At 72.8% G+C, this 21,031-nt stretch carries 19 protein-coding genes and 1 riboswitch; of the genes, 8 read left to right on the top strand and 11 right to left on the bottom strand.

Features of this window, described 5'->3' with window-relative positions:
- Nucleotides 1-17 precede the first annotated feature (17 nt).
- The 4 genes from ACTB72_RS06195 to pheT all read left to right on the top strand — a co-directional run bounded on the left by ACTB72_RS06195 (nucleotide 18) and on the right by pheT (nucleotide 5,629).
- Nucleotides 18-1,361 (top strand): MFS transporter, encoded by a 1,344-nt coding sequence (locus ACTB72_RS06195; RefSeq protein ID WP_463036116.1) that lies wholly within the window; start codon nucleotides 18-20, stop codon nucleotides 1,359-1,361.
- A 224-nt stretch (nucleotides 1,362-1,585) separates the two neighbouring features.
- The gene (pheS, locus tag ACTB72_RS06190; RefSeq protein ID WP_463036132.1) at nucleotides 1,586-2,674 is read left to right on the top strand and encodes a phenylalanine--tRNA ligase subunit alpha; all 1,089 of its coding nucleotides are present in this window, start codon (nucleotides 1,586-1,588) and stop codon (nucleotides 2,672-2,674) included.
- Complete coding sequence (locus tag ACTB72_RS06185; RefSeq protein WP_463036115.1) at nucleotides 2,674-3,042, top strand: hypothetical protein; 369 nt, start codon at nucleotides 2,674-2,676, stop codon at nucleotides 3,040-3,042. Before pheS ends, ACTB72_RS06185 begins: the two co-directional genes overlap by 1 nt.
- A 151-nt stretch (nucleotides 3,043-3,193) precedes the next feature.
- Nucleotides 3,194-5,629 carry a phenylalanine--tRNA ligase subunit beta gene (gene pheT, locus ACTB72_RS06180; RefSeq protein ID WP_463036114.1) on the top strand — a complete coding sequence of 812 codons (2,436 nt, stop codon included), beginning with the start codon at nucleotides 3,194-3,196 and terminating at the stop codon, nucleotides 5,627-5,629.
- Nucleotides 5,630-5,695: 66 nt separating this feature from the next.
- Here the strand turns inward: pheT and ACTB72_RS06175 are convergent, their stop codons facing one another.
- Nucleotides 5,696-6,181, bottom strand: coding sequence for a 6,7-dimethyl-8-ribityllumazine synthase (locus tag ACTB72_RS06175; RefSeq protein ID WP_463036113.1), 486 nt, complete (start codon nucleotides 6,179-6,181; stop codon nucleotides 5,696-5,698).
- Between the two features lie 93 nt (nucleotides 6,182-6,274).
- A riboswitch (FMN riboswitch) is annotated at nucleotides 6,275-6,449 on the bottom strand.
- A gap of 238 nt (nucleotides 6,450-6,687) precedes the next feature.
- On the opposite strand from ACTB72_RS06175, the gene ACTB72_RS06170 reads away from it, so the two are divergent.
- Entirely contained in the window at nucleotides 6,688-8,025 is a 1,338-nt protein-coding gene (locus tag ACTB72_RS06170; protein WP_463036112.1) for a PQQ-dependent sugar dehydrogenase, read from the top strand.
- Nucleotides 8,026-8,029: 4 nt separating this feature from the next.
- On the opposite strand, the gene cobA is transcribed toward ACTB72_RS06170, so the two are convergent.
- The 5 genes from cobA to ACTB72_RS06145 are packed head-to-tail and all read right to left on the bottom strand — an operon-like array spanning nucleotide 8,030 to nucleotide 13,926.
- On the bottom strand, nucleotides 8,030-8,878 hold the full coding sequence (gene cobA / locus ACTB72_RS06165; RefSeq protein ID WP_463036111.1) for a uroporphyrinogen-III C-methyltransferase: 849 nt from the start codon (nucleotides 8,876-8,878) through the stop codon (nucleotides 8,030-8,032).
- A 32-nt stretch (nucleotides 8,879-8,910) separates the two neighbouring features.
- Nucleotides 8,911-9,429, bottom strand: coding sequence for a hypothetical protein (locus ACTB72_RS06160; protein ID WP_463036110.1), 519 nt, complete (start codon nucleotides 9,427-9,429; stop codon nucleotides 8,911-8,913).
- On the bottom strand, nucleotides 9,426-12,386 hold the full coding sequence (locus ACTB72_RS06155; protein WP_463036109.1) for a 2Fe-2S iron-sulfur cluster-binding protein: 2,961 nt from the start codon (nucleotides 12,384-12,386) through the stop codon (nucleotides 9,426-9,428). Before ACTB72_RS06155 ends, ACTB72_RS06160 begins: the two co-directional genes overlap by 4 nt.
- A complete protein-coding gene (locus ACTB72_RS06150; protein WP_463036108.1) occupies nucleotides 12,383-12,664 on the bottom strand; it encodes a sarcosine oxidase subunit delta in 282 nt (93 codons plus the stop codon). The genes ACTB72_RS06155 and ACTB72_RS06150 overlap by 4 nt, the downstream gene beginning before the upstream one ends.
- Nucleotides 12,664-13,926 carry a sarcosine oxidase subunit beta family protein gene (locus ACTB72_RS06145; protein ID WP_463036107.1) on the bottom strand — a complete coding sequence of 421 codons (1,263 nt, stop codon included), beginning with the start codon at nucleotides 13,924-13,926 and terminating at the stop codon, nucleotides 12,664-12,666. The genes ACTB72_RS06150 and ACTB72_RS06145 overlap by 1 nt, the downstream gene beginning before the upstream one ends.
- Nucleotides 13,927-14,063: 137 nt before the next feature.
- Here ACTB72_RS06145 and ACTB72_RS06140 point away from each other — a divergent pair, with 137 nt between their 5' ends.
- A complete protein-coding gene (locus ACTB72_RS06140) occupies nucleotides 14,064-14,840 on the top strand; it encodes an alpha/beta fold hydrolase (RefSeq protein WP_463036106.1) in 777 nt (258 codons plus the stop codon).
- 246 nt (nucleotides 14,841-15,086) lie between these two features.
- Here the strand turns inward: ACTB72_RS06140 and ACTB72_RS06135 are convergent, their stop codons facing one another.
- From ACTB72_RS06135 to ACTB72_RS06120, 4 genes are all read right to left on the bottom strand, one after another.
- Nucleotides 15,087-15,608 carry a hypothetical protein gene (locus tag ACTB72_RS06135; protein WP_463036105.1) on the bottom strand — a complete coding sequence of 174 codons (522 nt, stop codon included), beginning with the start codon at nucleotides 15,606-15,608 and terminating at the stop codon, nucleotides 15,087-15,089.
- A 133-nt stretch (nucleotides 15,609-15,741) separates the two neighbouring features.
- Nucleotides 15,742-16,062 carry a glycine zipper domain-containing protein gene (locus ACTB72_RS06130; RefSeq protein WP_463036104.1) on the bottom strand — a complete coding sequence of 107 codons (321 nt, stop codon included), beginning with the start codon at nucleotides 16,060-16,062 and terminating at the stop codon, nucleotides 15,742-15,744.
- A 229-nt stretch (nucleotides 16,063-16,291) separates the two neighbouring features.
- Complete coding sequence (locus ACTB72_RS06125; protein ID WP_463036131.1) at nucleotides 16,292-17,470, bottom strand: acetyl-CoA C-acyltransferase family protein; 1,179 nt, start codon at nucleotides 17,468-17,470, stop codon at nucleotides 16,292-16,294.
- A 321-nt stretch (nucleotides 17,471-17,791) separates the two neighbouring features.
- Nucleotides 17,792-18,325, bottom strand: coding sequence for an acyl-CoA thioesterase (locus ACTB72_RS06120; protein WP_463036103.1), 534 nt, complete (start codon nucleotides 18,323-18,325; stop codon nucleotides 17,792-17,794).
- Nucleotides 18,326-18,737: 412 nt separating this feature from the next.
- Between ACTB72_RS06120 and ACTB72_RS06115 the strand changes: the two genes are divergently transcribed.
- Nucleotides 18,738-19,556, top strand: coding sequence for a methylated-DNA--[protein]-cysteine S-methyltransferase (locus tag ACTB72_RS06115; protein WP_463036130.1), 819 nt, complete (start codon nucleotides 18,738-18,740; stop codon nucleotides 19,554-19,556).
- A 96-nt stretch (nucleotides 19,557-19,652) separates the two neighbouring features.
- Here the strand turns inward: ACTB72_RS06115 and ACTB72_RS06110 are convergent, their stop codons facing one another.
- Nucleotides 19,653-19,904 carry a DUF1127 domain-containing protein gene (locus ACTB72_RS06110; RefSeq protein WP_463036102.1) on the bottom strand — a complete coding sequence of 84 codons (252 nt, stop codon included), beginning with the start codon at nucleotides 19,902-19,904 and terminating at the stop codon, nucleotides 19,653-19,655.
- Nucleotides 19,905-20,294: 390 nt separating this feature from the next.
- Between ACTB72_RS06110 and ACTB72_RS06105 the strand changes: the two genes are divergently transcribed.
- The coding region (locus ACTB72_RS06105; protein ID WP_463036101.1) for an MFS transporter at nucleotides 20,295-21,031 on the top strand (737 nt) is incomplete at its 3' end.

The raw sequence follows: 21,031 nt of genomic DNA, 5'->3' as shown, positions 1-21,031 counted from the left end.
AACGCCATGTGCGAAGCATGACGCAGAGCGCCGCCCCGGACCCCCGACTTCCCTGGCGACGCCTCGTCGCCTACGCGGCGCCGATGGCGCCGCTGGGCATGCTGCATTTCCCGATCTGGGTCTACGTGGCCCCGTATTACGCAAGCCTCGGCGCCGATCTGGCGGTGCTGGGCTTTGCGGTGCTCGCCGCCCGCCTGCTCGACGCGGTGACGGACCCCGCGATGGGCGTGCTGTCGGACCGGACCCCGCGGGCCTTCGCCACGCGATACGGCCGCCGCAAGCCGTGGCTGGCTCTGGCGGTGCCGCTGATCCTGTTCTCCGCCTGGCGCCTGCTGATCCCGCCCGAGGGGGCGGGGGCGGTGCATGCCGGGATCTGGCTGGGCGTGCTCATGCTGGGCTGGACCTCGGCGCTGACCCCCTATCTCGCCTGGGGGGCGGAGCTGGAGGGCGGCTATGCCGAGCGCGCCCGCGTCACCGCCTGGCGCGAAAGCGCGGGTCTGCTGGGCATGGTGGCGGCGGCGGTGCTTTACGCCACCGGCTCCGACGCCGGCGCCGGGCTCGCCGCGGTGTTCGTGGCGCTGGCCATCGGCCTGCCGCTGGCGGTGGGCGCGGCGCTCGCCTTCACGCCGGAGCCGCCCGACCGCTCCACCCGTCGCCTCGCATGGCGCGAGTCGCTGAAGGCCGCGGCCGAGAACAAGGCCTTCGTGCGCCTGATCGCGGCCTGGTTCGTCAACGGCGCCGCCAACGCCCTGCCCGCCGCGATGTTCCTGTTCTTCGTCGAGCAGCGGCTGGAGGCGCCCGACGCCGCCGGCCCGCTGCTGATCCTCTACTTCCTCGCCGCGGTGATCGGGGCCCCGTTGTGGAGCCGCCTCGCCGGGCGCTTCCCCAAGCACAAGGTCTGGGGCGTGGCGATGCTGTGGGCCTGCGCGGTGTTCGTGTGGACGCCGCTGCTGGGGCCGGGGGATATCTGGGCCTTCGCCGCGATCTCGGCGCTGTCGGGCTTCGCGCTGGGCGCGGATCTGGCGCTGCCGCCCGCGATCCAGGCCGACGTGGTAGATGCCGACGCCGCGGTGACCGGAGAGCATCGGGCCGGCGCCTATTTCGCCGCCTGGTCGGTGGCGGCGAAGGCCGCGCAGGCCATCGCGGCGGGGCTGGCGCTGCTGACCCTGTCGGCGGTGGGCTTCGACGCCTCCGTCCCGGCGGCGGCGCAGTCGGCGGCCGCGCTGACCACGCTCGGCCTGCTCTACGCGCTCGCCCCGGCGGTGCTGAAGATCGCGGCGGTGGCGCTGGTCTGGCGGTTTCCCATCGACGCCGAGGCGCAGGCGGAACTGCGCGCGCGGCTCGACGCCCCGATCTCCTGAAGTCCCCCTCGGGATCGGCCGATGACGCGGGCCGTGCGGCCCCTCGCGGGGCCGCGGAATCGTCGCAATTCGGGATCGTAATCGCGCCTGCCGCGGGGCGGCCTCGCCGGATCCGACCCGGCCGACCGGCTTCCGCGGCCCCGGATCGCTTGCGTTCGCGCGCGAGCGTGCTATCGCCCCTTCGGCAATACGGGCAACGGACCGCGGAGGACGTCATGGACGGGTTGGACACGCTTCGGGCGTCCTGGCTGGGGCGCATCGCCGAGGCGGCGGACGAATCGGCGCTGGAGACGGCGCGGCTCGGCGCGCTCGGCAAGAAGGGCGAAGTCAGCCTGATGATGCGCGAACTGGGCAAGATGTCGCCCGATGAGCGCCAGCAGGCCGGCCCGGCGCTGAACGCGCTGAAGGACGAGCTGAACTCGGCGCTTGCCGCCCGGCGCGCCGCGCTGGCGGATGCGGGCCTCGCGGAGCGGCTCAGGACCGAGTGGCTCGACGTCTCCCTCGCCCCCCGGCCCCGCGCGACGGGCACCATCCACCCCGTCTCCCAGGTCACCGAGGAGGTCGCCGCGATCTTCGCCGACATGGGCTTCGGGGTGGCCGAGGGGCCGCAGATCGAGACCGACTGGTATAATTTCGACGCGCTCAACATGCCGGGCCACCACTCGGCCCGCGCCGAGATGGACACCTTCTACATGGCGCGCCCGAAGTCCGAGGGGGGCGAAGGCGACGAACGCTCCCCCCACGTGCTGCGCACCCATACCTCGCCGGTGCAGATCCGCACCCTGCAGGCCCAGGGCGCGCCGATCCGGATCATCGCGCCGGGGCGGGTCTATCGCTCGGACTTCGACCAGACCCATACGCCGATGTTCCACCAGGTCGAGGGTCTGGCCATCGACCGCGACATCTCCATGGCCAACCTCAAATGGGTGCTGGAGGAATTCTTCGCCGCCTTCTTCGAGGTCGATGGCGTGGAAACCCGCTTCCGCGCCTCGCATTTCCCGTTCACCGAGCCGTCGGCCGAGGTCGACATCCGCTGTTCGTGGAAGGACGGGACCCTGAAGGTCGGCGAGGGCGACGGCTGGCTGGAAGTGCTCGGCTCCGGCATGGTGCATCCCAAGGTGCTGGCCGCCGGCGGGATCGACCCCGACAAGTGGCAGGGCTTCGCCTTCGGCATGGGGATCGACCGGATCGCGATGCTGAAATACGGCATCCCCGATCTGCGGGCGTTCTTCGACGCCGATCTGCGCTGGCTGAAGCATTATGGTTTCGCGTCGCTGGACGTGCCGACCATGCGGGGCGGGTTGAGCGCGTGATGCGCAGGGCTGCGGGCGGCGCTTCGGGTCGGACGTCCGGGCAGGGTTCTGGTCAGGTTCGCGTCCAGGCGCCGACCACGTCCCTGACCCGGGCCGAGCTGCGCGCCATCCGCGCCCGTGCCGCGAATCGCAACGGACCGAGGCGCATCCGTCCGCTGCGCCTGCTCACCGGCGCCCTGATCCTCGGCGGCGGGGGCGGCGTGGTCTGCGCGCTCGCGATCCAGGTGACCGGAATCACGGCGCCGGCGGCGGCGGAGACCGGGGCGCTCGCCGGTCTGCTGCGGATGGCCACCCATGAAGGTTTCCTGATCGGCTCGATCCTGGCGGCCAGCCTTGGGGCGAGTCTCCGGACGGTCACGAAAGCGTAGGGCGGGCGCCAGCCCGCCGTTCCCCTCCGCCGCGCATGGCGGGTTGGCGCCCTCCCTGCGCCGATCCCGCCCCTTGCGCCCCCCTCCCCATGGACATCCGCGCCCCACAGGCTAGAACACCGCCGGACCCCCGGCCGGCGGAGCGCATGCGATGAAGTTCACCCTTTCCTGGCTCAAGGAGCATCTGGACACCGACGCCAGCCCGAAGGAGATCGCGGACACGCTGACCGATCTCGGGCTGGAGCTGGAAGGGCTGGAGGATCCGGCCGACAAGCTGGGCATGTTCCGCATCTGCCGGGTGATCGAGGCCGGCCCCCATCCCGACGCCGACCGCCTGCGCCTTTGCCGGGTGGAGACGTGGCCGAACGGCCCCGAAAAGCCCTCGGCCGAGGTGCAGGTGGTCTGCGGCGCGCCCAACGCGCGCACCGGGCTGATCGGCGTCTTCGCAGCCCCCGGAACCCATATCCCCGGCACCGGCGTCGACCTGAAGCCCGGCGTGATCCGCGGCGTGGAATCGAACGGCATGCTCTGCTCGGAGCGTGAGCTGGAGATTTCCGAGGATCATGACGGCATCATCGACCTGCCGGCCGACGCGCCGCTCGGCGCGCGGTATATCGATTACGCGGGCCTCGGCGACGTGGTGTTCGACATCGCCATCACCCCCAACCGCCCCGATGCGCTGGGCGTGGCGGGGATCGCGCGCGATCTGGCCGCCCGCGGGATCGGCACGCTGAAGACCAGGGCGATCGAGGCCGTGCCGGGCGCCTTCGCCTCCCCGGTGACGGTGAGCCTCGCCCCCGAGGTCGCGGATCTGGCCTGTCCGGTCTTCGCCCTGCGGATGGTGCGCGGCGTGAAGAACGGACCGTCGCCCGCCTGGCTGCAGCGCCGGCTGCGGGCCATCGGGCTGCGGCCGATCTCGGCGCTGGTCGATGTGACGAACTTCTTCACCTATGACCGCGGCCGCCCCCTGCACGTCTTCGACGCGGGCAAGGTGACCGGCGACCTCCAGGTCCGTTTCGCGCGTGAGGGCGAGACCCTGCAGGCGCTCGACGGCAAGACCTACAGGCTGGACCCAAGCATGACGGTGGTGGCCGACGACAACGGCGCCGAGTCGCTTGGCGGGATCATGGGCGGCGAAGCCTCGGGCTGCGACGAGACCACCACCGACGTGCTGATCGAGGCGGCGTGGTTCGACCCGATCCGCACCGCGCTCTCGGGCCGCAAGCTGAAGATCAACTCCGACGCCCGCTACCGCTTCGACCGCGGCGTGGACCCTGAAAGCTGCGTCGACGGGATCGAGGGCGCGACGGCGATGATCCTGGAGCTCTGCGGCGGCGAGCCCTCCGAGGTCATCGTCGCGGGCAAGGCCCCGGATTTCGCGCGCGCCTACCGGCTGGACCCGGCGCGCTGCGCGTCGCTGGTCGGCATGGATATCGCGGAGGGCGAGCAGCGTCGGATTCTCACCGCGCTCGGCTTCGCGCCGCGGGACGAGGGCGACCGGATCATGGTCGACGTCCCCTCCTGGCGCCCCGACGTGCAGGGCGAGGCGGATCTGGTCGAGGAGATCGCCCGCGTCGCCTCGCTCACCAAACTGGTGGCGCGGCCCCTGCCCCGTCCGTCCACCGGCGTGACCCGGCCGACGATGACGCTCGGCCAGAAGCGCGAGGCGACGACCCGGCGCACGCTGGCCGCCGCCGGCATGAACGAATGCGTGACCTATTCCTTCGTCTCCCAGGCCGAGGCCGCGGCCTTCGGCGGCGGCTCGGACGCGGTGCGGCTGGAAAACCCGATCAGCTCGGAGATGAGCCATATGCGCCCGGACCCGCTGTCGGGCCTGATGGCGGCGGTCGCGCGCAACCAGGCCCGCGGCGCGGGCGAGCTGGCGCTGTTCGAGATCGGGCCGGGCTGGTCGGGCGGCGAGCCCGAGGATCAGCGCGTGGTCGCCTCGGGCGTCTTCGCCGGCGCCACCGCGCCGCGCGAATGGACCGGCGTGCGCCGGGCGGTCGACCTGTGGGACGCGAAGGCGGCGGCGGAGGCGGCTCTGGCCGCGCTGGGCGCCCCGGTGGAACGCCTGATGGCGATGCGCAACGCGCCCGAGTGGTTCCATCCGGGCCGCTCGGCCGTGCTGTCGCTGGGCCCCAAGGTTCCGTTGGCGGTTTATGGCGAACTGCACCCGCGCGCGCTGGAGGCGCTCGACGTGAAGGGGCCCGCTTCCGCCTTCACGATTTTCCTCGACGCGATCCCGATTCCAAAAACCCGGGCCATCGCCCGCCCGGCGCTGGGCGCGTCGGATCTGCAGGCGGTCGAGCGGGATTTCGCCTTCGTGGTCGATGCGCAATGCGAGGCGGAGACCCTGCTGCGCGCCGCGCGGGGCGCCGACAAGGCGCTGATCGCCGGGGCCTCGGTCTTCGACGTGTTCGGGGGGGAGAAGGCGGCGGCCTCGCTCGGCGCCGGCAAGAAGTCGGTCGCCATCGCGGTGCGGCTCCAGCCCCGGCAGCGCACGCTGACCGAAGAGGACATCGAGGCGGTGGCGAAGAAGGTCGTCGCGGCGGTGGAGAAAGCCTCGGGCGGGTCGCTGCGCGCCTGACGCGCCGCGCCATCGCAGGGTTTCGCGCCCGGCCTCGAAAGGGGCCGGGCGCGTCTGTTTCAGGCCTCAGGCGGCGACCTGCTCCACCGCCCGATGGGCGTCGAGGGTGGCCATGCAGGCCTCCGCCGCCTCCCGGCCCTTGACCACGAAATGATCGCGGAAGAAGGCCTCGTGGGTCGGCGTCTCCTGGAAATTGTGCGGGGTGAGCACGACCGAGAGCACCGGGGTCCCGGTGTCGAGCCCGACCTGCATCAGGGCTGCGACCACGGTTTCCGACACGAAATCATGCCGGTAGATGCCGCCGTCGACCACGAAGGCGCAGCCCGCCACCGCAGCGTAGCGGCCGGTGGCGGCGAGGCGCTTGGCCAGCAGCGGGATCTCGAAGGCGCCGGGGACGTCGAGCACTTCGACCTCCGCCTCGCCATTGGTCAGCCGCGCCATCTCGGCCACGAAGCTGGCGCAGGCCTCGTCCACCACGCCGGCATGCCAGCGGGCTCGTATGAAGGCGACCTTGGTCGCCGGTCGTTCGGATTGGGTCTGGGTCCGATCCATTGCGCGCCCCTCCTTCAGGACAAACATGAATCGGGGCTACGAGCGCCGCGGACAGGCGACCGGATCGCGCGCGATCCGGCCCCGAGGCCGCGCTCCCGTTCTCTTTCATCCGGACTGTGACCGTCGGCGCCGGGATCTCACCGGACTCTGCTGACCACCGTCGGGCTCGCCCCAAGTCAGGAGGGCCCCTTCGGCGCGCTCGCGGGCTCGGACCTGTCGCCAGGCCATCACCGCCGGTGGGGACTTTCACCCCGCCCCGAGAACTTGACCTGCCGGTCGGCAGATCGCTGAGGAATGTAGACGCAGGTTTCCGCTCCGTCCAGATGGCGGGAGCCGCGCGTCGACCGGACCGCCTGCGGAGGCGGGTGCGCCCGCGCGGCGCTGGGCCGGAGGCGCGGGTGACGACGGGCGCCGGCGGGGAGGTGGCGGCGAAGCCCATCCGCGCTAGGATGACCGAGCGCCGCCGCGGCACTCCGCGACGCGCGCCGCCAAGGAGGATCCGCCTGATGAGCGTCGCCGCCAAGATCCCTGCCCCCCGGCCCCGCGCCGCCCGGCTCGCCGTCGCGGGGCTGTGCCTCAGCCTCGCCGGCTGCGGGTCCAACGCCGTGTTTCCCGCAGGCGCCGGGGTCGGCCCCTCGCCGGTGCTGCCCGCGCCCAGGATCGACCTGGTCCCCACCATGGCCATCGCGCTGGCCGAAGGATGGCCCGAGGGCGCGCGGCCGACCCCGGCCGCAGGCCTCGCCGTCGCGCCTTTCGCCGTGGGGCTCGACCATCCGCGCTGGCTGCTGGCGCTGCCCAATGGCGACGTGCTGGTAGCGGAATCCAACGCCCAGCCGCCCGAGGACCCCGCCGCCGGCGGCCTGCGCGCGAGGGTCGAGCGCAAGGCGATGGCGCTGGCGGGCGCGGGCGTGCCCAGCGCTGATCGCATCACCCTCTTGCGCGACGCCGACGGGGATGGCGCGGCGGAGATCCGCGTGGCGCTGCTCACCGGCCTGACCTCGCCCTTCGGGATGGCCTGGGCGAACGGCGTGCTTTATGTGGCGAACACCGACGGGCTGGTCTCCGCGCCCTACATGCCGGGCGCGCTGACGACCTCGGGCCCGGTGAAGACCGTCGCCCCGCTGCCCCACAACCCGCCCAACCGGCACTGGACCAAGGGGCTGATCCTCTCGGCGGACGGGACGACGGCCTATGTCTCCATCGGGTCGAATTCCGACCATGGCGAAAACGGGATGGAGGCCGAGGCGGGCCGCGCCCGCATCGTCGCGATCGACCTCGCCACCGGCGCGCTGAGCCCCTTCGCCACCGGCATCCGCAACCCGGTGGGGCTGGGATGGGAACCGACCACCGACGCCCTCTGGGCCGTGGTGAACGAGCGGGACGAGCTGGGCGGCGATCTGGTTCCCGACTACCTTACCAAGGTCGAGGCCGGCGATTATTTCGGCTGGCCCTGGGTCTACTACGGGACCTATCCCGACCCGCGGGTCGAGGCGCCGGCCCCTGAACGCGCCGCCCGCGCGCCGGACTACGCGCTGGGCTCGCATGTGGCGCCGCTGGGCCTGACCTTCGCCACGGGCGCCAAGCTGGGCGCGGTCTATGCCGAAGGGGCCTTCATCGGCGAGCACGGGTCGTGGAACCGCATCCCTCGCAGCGGCTACGAAGTGGTGTTCGTGCCCTTCGCGGACGGTCGACCGGCAGGCAGGCCGAAAACGGTGCTGAGCGGGTTTCTGGCCGAGGAAAAGGCGCTCGGCCGGCCGGTGGGCTTGACCATCGACGCGACCGGCGCGCTGCTGGTGGCCGACGACGTGGGGAACACGGTCTGGCGGGTGACGAAGGCGCCCTGAGCGCTCAGGGCTCTTCGGCCGGGCGTCCCCGGCCCAGCGGGTCGAGGTCGGTCGGGCCCTCGCCCTGCCACCAGGCCAGCGCCTTGCGCAGCAACGCGGCGCGGCCGATGACGATCAGCGCGGGCGGGATCATCTGCGCCTCGGCGACATCGGAGGCCGCGCGCGACAGCGTCGTTTCAAGCACCCTCTGGTTGGGCAGGGTCGCGTCGGTCACCACCGCCACCGGCTCGTCCAGCGACCGCCCCGCGGCGATGAAGCGGGCGGAGAGCTCTCCCAGCGTGCGCAGCCCCATATAGACCACCACCACCTGGCTGCCGCGGGCGATGGACTCCCAGTCGATGGCCGCCGGGGCCTCGCCGCGGGCGTCATGGCCGGTGATGAAGGTGACCGACTGGTTCACGTCGCGATGGGTGGCGGGGATGCCGGCATAGGCGAGCCCGCCGATGCCGGCCGTGATCCCGGGAATGATGCGGATCGGCACGCCATGCTGGACCAGCGTCTGCGCCTCCTCCCCGCCGCGCCCGAACAGGAACGGATCGCCCCCCTTCAGCCGCAGCACCCGCTTGCCCTCGCGCGCCATGTCCACCAGCCGGAGCGAGATATCCCGCTGCTTGGCCGAGGGTTTGCCGCCGCGCTTGCCTGCGAACACCATCTGGGCGGCGGGGTTGGCGAAGGCCAGCACCCGCTCGTCGACCAGCGCGTCGTAGACCACAACCTCGGCCTGCCGCAGGCCGTTGAGCGCGTGCAGGGTCAACAGCCCGGGGTCGCCGGGGCCCGCGCCGGCGAGCCAGACCCAGCCGGGCAACATCTCGGGCCAAGGTTCGGAGACGGGGAGGAGGTCAGGAGCGCTCATCCCCGCTGCATAGCCGTCGTCCGGGCGCGCGCCTAGACGCAGGCCAGACGAGCGGCGACGCGCCGCGCCTGCGCTTCCAGCGTCGGGGCGAAGCTGAGGGGGACCAGCAGATCGGCCCCGCCCGCGTCGCGCAGGAGGGTCAGGGGGACGTGGCGCCAGCCGGTGACGGCGACGGAGCCCTCGGGGAAGGCGGCGGCGCGCAGGTCGGGCGGGATCAGGCGCGACAAGGTCGCCGCCACGTCCTCCCACGCGCCCGCGAGGCGCAGGCGGGCGAGACCGGCCCCGATCTCCGCCGCCGCGCCGGCCTCGGGCGCGAGGTCCGCGAGGGCGGCGGGGGGCGGGGCGCCCGGGTCGGCCCCGGTCCAGATCCGCCAGGTCAACGGCGCGCGGCGCCAGACGCGGGCGCCGGTGGCGGCCTCGACCCAGGCCCCCGGCGCGGGGGCGGGGGCCTCCAGCGCCTTGCACAGGCGCGCGCCGTCGGGGCCGCGCCAAAGCTCCGCCTCCCAAAGGGCGCCGGCGGGCAGCGCGTCGATGACCAGCGGGGCGGTCATGCGGGGGCCTCCTGCGGGTCCCTCGGCAACCCGTCCGGGTCCTTCATCCGCGACCCTTCAGGGTCGATGAAACAGGGGGCGCAAACCTTCATCCTGGTCGCCGCGCCCCCGGTCGGGTCATGGGCCATCAGGGTCCGGCCCGCCAGCGCCTCCGGCCCGCCCTCCGCGAATCCCAGCGCGATGCGGGCGCCCAGTGCGGGGCTGTCGGCGATCGAGGCGATCCAGCCGACGCCGCGCCCGGTCTCCTGCCCCAGCCGGTGCAGCAGGGCGCCGGCGCGGACCTGCGCGCCCGGCTCGGCCGGGACCAGGCCGATGAGGGCGGGCCGCGCGGGGTCGGTCAGCGCCGGACGTCCGGCAAGCACGCCGCCCACGAAGGGTTTTTTGGCGGACGCCATCCGCCCCATGCCGAGATCGGCGAGCGTCAGCCGCCCGTCGATCTCGCGGCCAGTGAGGAATCCCTTTTCGACGCGAAGGATGTCCAGGGCCTCAAGCCCGTAGAGCCCGCCGCCTTCGGCCTTCGCGGCGGCGGCGAGCGCGTCCCACAGCGCGGGGGCGTCGGCGGGGCGGACATGGACCTCGTAGGCGAGTTCGCCCGAAAAGCTGATCCGCGCCACCCGGGCCGGAACCCCGGCGACAGTGAGGTCGCGGACGCCGAGGAACGGGAGGGCCTCGGCCGAGACGTCGTCCTCGGTCGCACGGGCGAGGGTTTCGCGCGCCCTTGGCCCCGCCACGGCCAGCGCGCACCAGGCCTCGGTGACAGGGGTCAGCGAGACCCGCAGGCCGAGCCGCGCCCGCCAGCGGGCGAAATGCGCCTCCGCGGCGTCGGCATGGCCGGTGGTGGTGGTGACGAGGAACGCGGTCTCCGACAGCCGCCACACGGTCCCGTCGTCGAAGACGATGCCGTCCTCGCGCAGAAGGAACCCGTAGCGGGCCTTTCCGGGCGGGAGCGTGGAGATGAGGTTGGAGAAAAGGGCGTCGAGGAACGCCGCCGCGTCCGGCCCCTGCACCATGAATTTGCCCAAGGTCGAGATATCGCAGACCCCGACCGCGGCGCGGACCATCGCCGCCTCGCGCATCGAGGCGGCGCGCAGGTCCTCTCCGGCGCGCGGGAAATGCCACGGACGGCGCCAGCGGCCGGCATCGACGAAGACGGCGCCGGCGGCCTGGGCCCGGGCGTGGAAGGGCGTGGGGCGGACGGGGGCCCAGGTCTCGCCGGTGATCTCGCCGGCGAAGACGCCCAGGGACACCGGGGCGTAGGGCGGACGGAAGGTGGTCGTGCCGAGCGCGCCGGGGCCGGCCTCGCCCAGCGCCTCGGCCATCAACGCGAGGCCGACCACCCCGCCGACCTTGCCCTGATCAGTCGCCATGCCGAGCGTGGTGTAGCGCTTCATGTGCTCGGGCGCTTCGAACCCCTCGGCCTTGGCCTGGCGGATGTCGGCGGCGGTGACGTCGTGCATCGGGTCGACGAATTTCTTGTCGGTGCGGTGACGGGTCCAGGTCTCCCATACCGGGGCGGGGGGCGTTTCCCAGCCGCCGGGCTCTGCGTCCTTGAGCGGACGGCGGCGGGTGGCGCGCAGGTTGACCGCGGCCTGGCGGCCGGCGGCGCGGCCGGAGGCGAGGCAGGCGTCGTGGTCCCAGACGCCGGCCGCGGCCCCGCAGGCGATGACCTCGCCCGTGCCGGGCAGGAAGCAGAGCAGGTCGTCGGACCAAAGGGCCCGGGCGCGGGCGTGGCTGGTGAGGTGCAAGGCGGGCGACCAGCCGCCGGAGACGGCGATGATGTCGGCTTCCAGCTTCTCCTCCGGCAGCGCGCGGCCCCCGCCGCGGTGGCGACCGCACAGGAGGCCGCGGACGGCCCCCGCCCCGAGCGCCCGGATCGGGGCCATGCCGGGGCGGACGGAGACGCCGGCCTCGGTCGCCGCGGCGGCGGCGGCTTCGGGGGCGCGGTCGCGGAGGTCGAGCAGGGTGACGTCGAGGCTCGCGGTCGCCAGCGTGGCGGCGGGCGCGTAGGCGGAATCGTTGGTCGTCGCCACCACGATCCGCCGCCCGGGCGCCACGCCGAAGCGGGCGGCGTAGGTCCCGGCGGCGGCGGCGCCCATCACGCCGGGGCGGTCGTTGTCGCCGAAGACCAGCGGGCGCTCGATGGCCCCTGTGGCGGCGATCACGGCGCGGGCGCGCACCAGCCGCAGCCGCTCGCGGATCGGCCCGCCGGCGGGGAGCCGTTCGACCACCCCCGCCATCCCATGATCGTAGAGGCCGAAGACCTGGGCGCGGGTCAGCACCCGGATGTTTTGGTGGGCCGCGACGGCGGCCAAGAGTTCAGCCAACCCCTCGGGCGCCGAAAGCCACGCGCCGCCGATTGCAAAATCCTGTTCGGCGAGGAGGACGTCGGCGCCCTGTTCGGCGGCTTCCAGCGCCGCCGAAAGGCCGGCGGGGCCGGCGCCGGCGATCAGCAGGTCGCAATGGTCGTGGACCTGCTCGTACTGGTCGGGGTCGGGGTCGAGGGTCGCGGCGCCGAGGCCGGCGGCCTGGCGGATCAGATGTTCGAACCCCATCCAGACGCGGGTTCCGGCGAACGGCCCCATGAAGGTCTTGTAGTAGAAGCCGGCGGTGAGGAAGCGGCCGAGCACGTCGTTGACCTGGCCGAGGTCGAGCCCCAGCGACGGCCAGTGGTTCTGCGAGGCGGCGACGAGGCCGGGTTCCAGCTCCACCACCGTGGCCTTGAGGTTCGGCGTCCGCCGGGCGCCCTCGCCGACCGTCAGCAGAGCGCCCGCCTCCTCCTCCCCCGCCGACATGATCCCGCGGGGGCGGTGATATTTGAAGGACCGGCCGACGAGCCGCACGCCACTGGCCATCAGTGCGGCGGCGAGCGTGTCGCCGGGCCGCCCCGTCATCTCCCGCCCGTTCCAGCGGAAGGGGATCGGCGCGCCGGTCGGGCCGCGAAGCCGAAACCCGGTCATTTGAGACGGACTTTCAAGGCGCGGGTTTCGGCGGGGTCGGCGTAGGCGACGGACAGGACCTCATGGGAGACGTTGTTGCGCACGATCTCGAGGAACGAGCCGCAGCCGAGATGATGGCGCCAGAGCTCGCGCGCCTCGCCTTTCGGCTGGTCACGCAAAAACACCGCATCCACCCATCCGGCGCGGGGGGCGTCGAGCGCGGGCCAGTCCATCGCCGGGCCTTCATAGGCGAACTCGCCCTCGTCGCGCAGGCCGCAGAAGGGGCACTCGAGGCGCATCAGTGCAGCTTGGGCGTCGGGCCCGACGCCTCCTCGTCCAGCATCGCGCCCCTGGCGAAACGGTCCAGGGAATAGGCGGCGTTCAGCTCATGGGGCGCGTCATGGGCGATGGTGTGGGCGTAGCACCAGCCGGACGCGGGGGTCGCCTTGAACCCCCCGTAATTCCAGCCGGCGTTGAAATAGAGCCCGGGGATCTTCGTGGTGCAGATGAAGGGCGCGCCGTCCATCGACATGTCCATCACGCCCGCCCACTGGCGCAGCACCCGCACCCGGCTGATCCAGGGCATCAGGGCCACGGCCTTCTCCATCACCTCGGAATACATGCGGGGGGACCCGCGCTGGGCGTAGCTGGGATGGCCGTCGATCTCGCCGCCGAACACCAACCCGCCCTTGTCGGACTGGGAGAGGTAGAAAAGCCCCTCCTGCCCCGAGCTGACGACCGTGTGCACGATGGGCTTCAGCGGCTCGGTCACGAAAGCCTGCAGCTTGTGGGTTTCGAGCGGCAGTTTCCCGAGCCCCGCCTTGGCGGCCAGCGGCCCGGTCGACCCGGCGACGCAGAGCGCGACTTTTTCGGCCCGGATCTCGCCGCGGGAGGTTTCGACGCCGACGATCTCGCCCCCCTCGCGGAGGAAGCCCGTCACCTCGCAGTTCTGCACGATGTGGACGCCGCGGGCGTCGGCGGCGCGTGCATAGCCCCAGACCATCGCGTCATGGCGGGCCGTGCCCGCGCGCTCCTGCAAAAAGGCGCCTTCGATCGGGAAGCGGGCGTCGGGGGACCAGTTGAGATAGGGGGCGCGGGCGCGGACCTCATCGCGGCGCAGCCAGCTTCCGTCGGAGCCGGTCATCCGCAGCGTGTTGTAGCGCCGCGCCCAGGCGTCGCGCCCGGCGGGGTCGAAATGCAGGGCCATGTGGCCGCGCTGGGAGAACATCAGGTTGTAGTTGAGGTCGTGGGAAAGGCCCTCCCACAGCTTCAGGCTATGCTCGAAGAACTCCCGCGCGCCCGGCAGCATGTAGTTCGAGCGCACGATGGTGGTGTTGCGCCCGGCGTTGCCCTGGCCGATCAGCCCGCGCTCCAGCACCGCGACCCGCCGGACCCCGTGGTGCTTCGCGAGATAATAGGCGGTGGCGAGCCCATGGCCCCCGCCCCCGATGATCACCACGTCATAGGCGGCTTTCGGGTCCCGGTCGCGCCACTGACGGGACCAGTTGCGCTGGCCGGTCAGGCCGTTCCAGATCACCGACAGGGCGGAATAGGGTTGCAAGCGGGCCTCCGAGGATCGGGGCCAGACTAGGCCGGAGGGCGGGGCCGGGGCAACACCCCGGGGCGTGCAGGCCACGTTCCCTTCCCGGCTCGGGGGGATTATTCAGGACCGGACCCAAGGAGCGAAGGAGCGATCCCATGCGGCTCAACGCCATCACCCATCCCGCCGAGGGGCCCGAGATCCACCCGCCGCTGATCGTGGCGCACGGCCTCTTCGGCTCGGCCCGCAACTGGGGCGGGGTGGCGAAACGCCTGGCGCAGGGACGGCGCGTGGTGGCGGTGGACATGCGCAACCACGGCGAAAGCCCGTGGTCGGACGCGATGGGCTATGACGACATGGCCGGCGACCTGGCGGAGACGCTGGCGGCGGAAGGCGGGGGAGAGGGGGACCTGCTCGGCCATTCCATGGGGGGCAAGGCCGCGATGATGACCGCGCTGACCCGTCCTTCCGGACTGCGACGGCTGGTGGTGGCGGATGTGGCGCCGGTCGCCTATTCGCACTCGCATGCGGCCTATGTGGCGGCGATGCAGGGGATCGACCTGTCCACGCTGTCCCGACGCTCGGAGGCCGAGGCCCAGCTGGCCCCGGTGGTGGAGGATCGCTCGATGCGGGCGTTCCTGCTGCACTCGCTGGCCAACACGCCCGACGGGTTGCGGTGGCGGCTGAACCTCGACGCGCTGGCCTCGGGCATGGCGGGGCTGATCGGCTGGCCGGCGCCGGAGGGGCGGTTAGACGGGCCGGCGCTGTTCCTCGCGGGAGGGAAATCCGGCTATCTGCGCGAGGCGCATCACGGGGCGGTGCTGGCCCTGTTCCCTGCGGCGGAATTCGAGACGATCCCCGGCGCCGACCACTGGCTGCACGCCGAAGCGCCGGTCGACTTCGCCGGGATCGTCGCGCGGTTCCTGGAGGCCTGACCCGCGGTCCCGCCGCCCGCCGCGCCTGCCGCCCCCGAGACTCAGGCCGCCCCGAGACTCAGGCGAATTCCGGCGCCAGCCGGACTCGGCGGTCCGGAGCAGGCGAAAGCGCCGCGTCGACGTCGCGCCGGCGGCTCCGTCCCGCCCGCGGCGCGTGGAACCGGGGTCGCGGGCGGCGACGTCTCGGGCAGAGAAGTTCGGGGAAGGATGGACGCGACGGCCGGGGCCGTGGACGGGGTTTTGCGTTCAGCGATAGGGGTCGCGGCGGCGCGGGCCTCCGCGCATCGCCCGCCCGGCGACGGCGGCGTCGCGGAAGGCGCGGATCGCCATCTCGGCCAGTTCCAGGTCGGAGAGCGGCGCCCCGCCCTGCGCAGGTCCGCGGGGGCCGGCGCCGTAGGGGGGCGGCGCGGCATGACCCGGGCCGTATTCCTGCATCGCCGCCAGATGCGCCGCCTCCGCCGCACGGCGGGCGGCGGCCTGCGGATCGGGGAACGCGCTCGGCCCGCGGCGCACCAGCCTGACCAGCGCGATGATCGCGGCCAGCGCCCCCCAGAACAGCCCTAGGCTCAGAGCGGCGCGCGGCCAGCCCAGTTCGGGCGTGAGAAAGCCGATGGCCGCGGCGGTCAGCAGACCCGCCGCGGCCAGCGCGCAGAACCCCATCGCGAGCGGAGCCGCGAGAGAAGCCACCGCCGCCGAAGAGGCGCTGGCCGCGGCGAGACCCGCGGCGATCGACGCCTCGCGCGCCAGGCGCTGACCCAGCGCGCTCATCGCCTCGCCCCCTTCGTCCACGCCGGGCGCGCGCCTGCATGCGCCCCCCCGGCGCGCACGCGAGCGGCGGGCAGGTCGGAGAACGTCCTGACGACGGCGGGGATATCCACGGCGGGCGTCTCCATGCGCGGGCTCAGCGACGCGCGGTGAGGAAACCGAACACCAGACCCAGCGCCGCGGCGCCGGCGACGGCGGTCAGCGGGTTCTCCCGCACATAGTCGGAGGCCTGGGCGACGCCCTCCTCGGCCTCGGCCCGGGCGCGGCGGCCGGCGGCGCGGCCACGCTCGGCGGCGTCATGGGCGGCGTCGCTGACCCGCGCCTTGGCGGTGTAGGCCTCGTCGCGGGCGATGGAGCCCACGGAATCGGTGATCTTGGCGAGATCCCCGCGCAGGGCGTCGATCTGGCGGGCCAGATCGTCGTATTTCTCTTCCGGGGTCTTGACGGTGGTCGCCATGGCGGCCTCCTCCGTTGAGGTGTGATTGCAAACGTGATCCATCAGGTAGAAGGACCTGCGCCGCTGTCCAGCCCTGCCTCCAAAGGGTCACGAATGAATCGACGCGGCAAGTGCGTTCGGCCCCGTCCTGCCGCCAAAGAAGTCCGTTCGCCCATGAAGCCGGGCCGCGCATGCGACGGGGCGGGACGCCGCCGCCCCGCCCCGCGTCAAACGCCCTGAGGCCGCTGGCTCAGATCCGTTCGATGGCGATGGCGATGCCCTGCCCGCCGCCGATGCACATGGTGATCAGCCCGTAGCGGCCGCCGATGCGCTCCAGTTCATAGAGGCACTTCACGGTGATGATCGCGCCCGTGGCGCCCACCGGGTGGCCGAGCGCGATGGCGCCGCCGTTGGGGTTCACCTTGGCGGGGTCGAGGCCGAGCCCCTTGTTCACCGCGCAGGCCTGGGCGGCGAAAGCCTCGTTCGACTCGACCACATCGAAATCGGAGGCCGAAAGCCCGGTGCGCTCCATCAGGATCTTCACCGCCGGGATCGGGCCGAGACCCATCACCTCGGGCCGCACGCCGGCATGGGCGTAGCCGACGATGCGGGCGCGGGGCTTCAGTCCCGCGGCCGCCGCCGCCTCGCCCGAGGCCAGCACCAGGGCCGCCGCCCCGTCGTTGATGCCCGACGCGTTGCCGGCGGTCACCGAGCCGTCCTTGCGGAAGGCGGGGCGCAGACCGGCCAGCGCCTCCATCGTGGTGGCGCGGGGGTGCTCGTCGGTGTCGAAGTCGACCATGTCGCGGCCCTTCTTCACCGGAACGGCGACGATCTGCTCCTTGAAGCGCCCGCCCTCGATCGCCGCCTTGGCGCGGTCCTGGGAGGCGAGCGCGAAGGCGTCCTGCTGCTCGCGGCTGATCTGGTGCTCGGCGGCGACGTTCTCGGCGGTGATGCCCATATGGCCGTGGCCGAACGGGTCGGTGAGGGTGCCGACCATCATGTCGACGCCCTTGATGTCGCCCATCTTCTGGCCGAAGCGGGCGGCGGGCAGGATGTAGGGCCCGCGCGACATGGCCTCGGCCCCGCCGGCGAGCGCGAAGTCGGCGTCGCCGAGCAGGATCGACTGCGCCGCCGACACGATGGCCTGGGCGCCCGAGCCGCAGAGGCGGTTGACGTTCATCGCCGGGGTCTCGTTCGGGATGCCGGCGTCGATGGCGGCGACGCGGCTCAGGTACATGTCGCGCGGCTCGGTGTTGATGACATGGCCGTAGGCGACGTGGCCGATCAGCTTGGGGTCGATGCCGGCGCGGGCCATCGCCTCCTTCGCCACCAGGGCGCCGGTGACGGTGGGGGGGGTGCCGGCGAGCGCGCCGCCGAAGGTGCCGATGGCGGTGCGGGCGCCGGCGAGAATCACGATCTCACGCGACATGGCGTCTTTGGGCATGGGGCTTCCCTTTTCATCCGGGCGGCTGCGATGCGCGCCCTTTCAATCGCTTGGCGGCGGGGCCGCCCGGCGACGGGTCGGACGGAGCACCGCCAGGCCGCGTCGTCGCGCCGTCGTCTGCATCCGGCGTCGGCGCGTAACTTAATTGCTTGATGAGCCCGACGCCATGCGTTCGCGCGGGCTGCGCCGACGCAGGGGCGCATGAAGCGAACCGCGGGGGTCGTGCGGCGCCGCCGGGCGCCCCGGCGACCCGCCGCGCGGGCGGGACGCCGAGGCTCTCGGGCCGGTCGTCGCGCGGCCCCCGGCTCAGGCGGCGAAACCGGGGCGGATGCGCGCCGACTCGGCCGCGGACCAGGCGGCGATCCAGTCGGGCAGCGCCGCGAACCAGCCGGGATGGTCGAAATCCCGCAGCGCCTCGGCGATGGGCAGCATGCCCGACGGGCCGACGCAGGCCACCCGGAACACCGCGTGATGGGCGAATTCGCCCGAGGCGAGCAGCACCTGTTCCATGTAGATGAACCGCGCGTCGGACCCGATGATCTTCGAGCGGATCTCCAGCGCCTCCCACAGCTTCACACGGCGGCGATACTGGACGCAGGAGCCGGCGATGGCGATGCGGGCGCCCCGCCTGGCCAGCCCCTCGACCATGCGGGTCTGGCGGATGCAGGCCATGCGGCCCATGTCCATCAGGGTCAGGGAGCGGCCGTTGTTGAGTTCCCACATATGGTCGATGTCGGTGGGCCAGCAGCGGGTGCGGGCGACATGGAGCTCGCCGGGAGCGAGCAGGGGCGAGCGCATCGCCTTGCGGACTTCGCGGCGGACGCGGAGGATCGGATACATCGGGGCCCCTTGCTGACCTTTGGTCGGGCCAGACTGGCGCGGGCCGGGGCGGGGGCGCAAGGGCCCGCGGGTCGGAAGCGCCGCGCCAAGGTCGCGCCGGCGGGGCCGTTCCGCCCGCGGCGCGCGGGATCGTCGGCGCGGGTCGCGACGGGTGCGGGGCGGGAACCACGCGCCGGGATGGGCCAGGGAAGGAAGACCGACGCGGAGACGGGAAGGCCGGCGCAGGAAACGGGTCGCGCGGCTCGTCCCCCGGGCGCATATCTGGGATCGAGATAGGAGAACCGCCATGACCGCTTCCGCTTCCGCCGCCGCGCCGCTCAACCCCTCCGCCGCCGCCGTCCCGCAGGCGGAGGCGGAGGCGGAAACCCGCTTCGACGGGCCCGACGCCTCGGACCGCTTCCACCATGACCTCATGGAAGCCGCCCTGCGCCTGATCGAGGCGCAGGCCGACCGCCAGCCCTCGCTCGACGCGCTGGCCGCCCGCATGGGCCTCAGCCCCGCGCATTTCCAGCGCCTGTTCAGCCGCTGGGTCGGGGTCAGCCCCAAGCGCTACCTGCAATGGCTGACGCTCGACCATGCCCGCGCCCTGCTGCGCGACCGGCACTCGCTGCTGGACGCGGCGCTCGACACCGGGCTGTCCGGTCCGTCCCGCCTGCACGACCTGTTCGTGCGGTGGGAGGCGATGACGCCAGGCGAATTCGCCCGCGGGGCCGAGGGGCTGACGCTCCGCCACGGCTGGTTCGACAGCCCCTTCGGCCCGGCGCTGGGGGTCGGAACCGACAGGGGCCTGTGCGGTCTCGCCTTCGCCGCCGAAGTCGGGCCCGACGCCGCCATGGCCGACCTGCGCGCCCGCTGGCCCGAGGCCCGCTATGTCGAGGATCCCGCCGCCCTCGCCCCTTGGGTCGAAGCCGCCTTCCGCCGCAAGGGCGAGGCGCGGCTGCATCTGGTCGGCGCGCCCTTCCAGATCAAGGTGTGGGAGGCGCTGCTCTCCATCCCCTCGGGCCATGTGACCACCTATTCCGACATCGCGCGGGTGATCGGCGCGCCCAGGGCGGTGCGGGCGGTGGGGACGGCGGTGGGGCGCAACCCGGTCAGCTTGCTGATCCCCTGCCACCGGGCGCTGCGCAAATCCGGCGCGCTGGGCGGCTATCACTGGGGGCTCGGCGTCAAGCGCGCCATGCTGGCCTGGGAGACGGCGGACCTGGCGCGGGCCGAGCAGGACGCGGCCTGAGGCGCGCGCCCCTGAATGCGAAAGGCCGGCGGCGCTTGCGCGCGCCGCCGGCCTTTGGTTTTCGCATCGCGCAGCCCTGCGGGCGGCGCAGGGGCCTCAGAAGCCGGTGGCGTTGCGGGCCACGTGGCGCAGCTCGCCGCGGCTCAGGCTCAGATCGCGCAGGGCGCGGTCGTCGAGCGACTGGAGCTCGGCCAGCGTGCGGCGGTAGTCGCGCCAGGCCGCGAAGCGGCGGGCGGCGACGCCGAAAAGTCCGGCGCCGATCTGGCCGAAGGTCGGCGTGGAGCCGGAGAGGGCGGAGCCATGCGCCATGTCGGCGCGGTTCAGCGGGGCGTCTGCGATCAGAGCCATCGGTGTTTCGTCCTTGGTCTGGCCGACGTGGGAGGGCGCCGGCTTCCGTTGGGTGGATAGTTATCAAGCCTTACGATATGGACAACTGACGTTCATGCATGTCCGGTTTGTGCGTCGCACATACCGCAATGCAGCCACCGCATCGCAGCATAAATATTACGTAACGACTGAAAGGCTCAGAGCGGGCGGCGACCGCTGGCGACCCCCAAGCTTCCGGGTCCGCGAGTCCGCCTCGCGGCCCCCCCGCCGGCGAATCGGCGCCGCAGCGCAGCATTTTCGCCGACCGCCATCACTCCCACCCTCACAAGGAGGATTCCGCACCTCACGTTGATAAGGGCGCAAAACTATTTCTGGACGCGGGCCCGACCCTGCGCCATCAATCGAGCCGAAATGAACCTGCCCGCCCCCCTCGCCCATCCCGCGTTCCGCGCCTATCTCGCCGGCAACTTCGCCGGCCTGAACGGCATGTGGATCCTGCGCATCGCGATGGGCTGGCTCGCCTGGGACCTCACCGGGTCGGCGGCGATCACCGGACTGGTCGCGTTCCTCAATTTCGCGCCGACGCTGGTTTCGGGCCCCGTCTTCGGGGTGCTCGCCGACCGCATCGACCCGCGCCACGGGCTGGTCGCCACCCAGTCGCTCCAGGTGCTGCTCGGCGCGGCCTTGTTCGTGCTGGCCATGCAGGACGCGATCACCACGCCGGCGCTGCTGGCGATGTCGCTGGGCATCGGGCTCGCCGCCTCCGCCTATCACCCGTTCCGCATGGCGCTCGCCCCCCGGCTGGTCCCGCGCGAGGCGCTGTCCCAGGCGGTGGCGATGACCGCGCTGAACTTCAACGTGACCCGGATGCTCGGCCCGGCGCTCGGCGGCTGGCTGCTGGCGCATCAGGGAGCGGAGGTGACCATCGGGCTCGCCTCCTTCCTGTTCCTGCCGCAGATCTTCAGCTTCGCCACCATGCCGGCCCTGCCCCCGATCCGCGCCGCGGCGACCGGCCCGGCCGAGGGCTTTCTGCGCGGCATCGTCACCGAGATGGCCGAGGGCGCCCGCTACGTCGCCGGCCATCCGATGATCCGCGACGCGATCCTGCTGACCGCCGTGGTCTCGCTGCCCGCCCGCGGGGCGCTGGA

Source organism: Albimonas sp. (genome assembly GCF_055129145.1).
The sequence above is the reverse complement of the archived record's forward strand: the minus strand, read 5'-3'. Positions and strand labels throughout refer to the sequence as shown.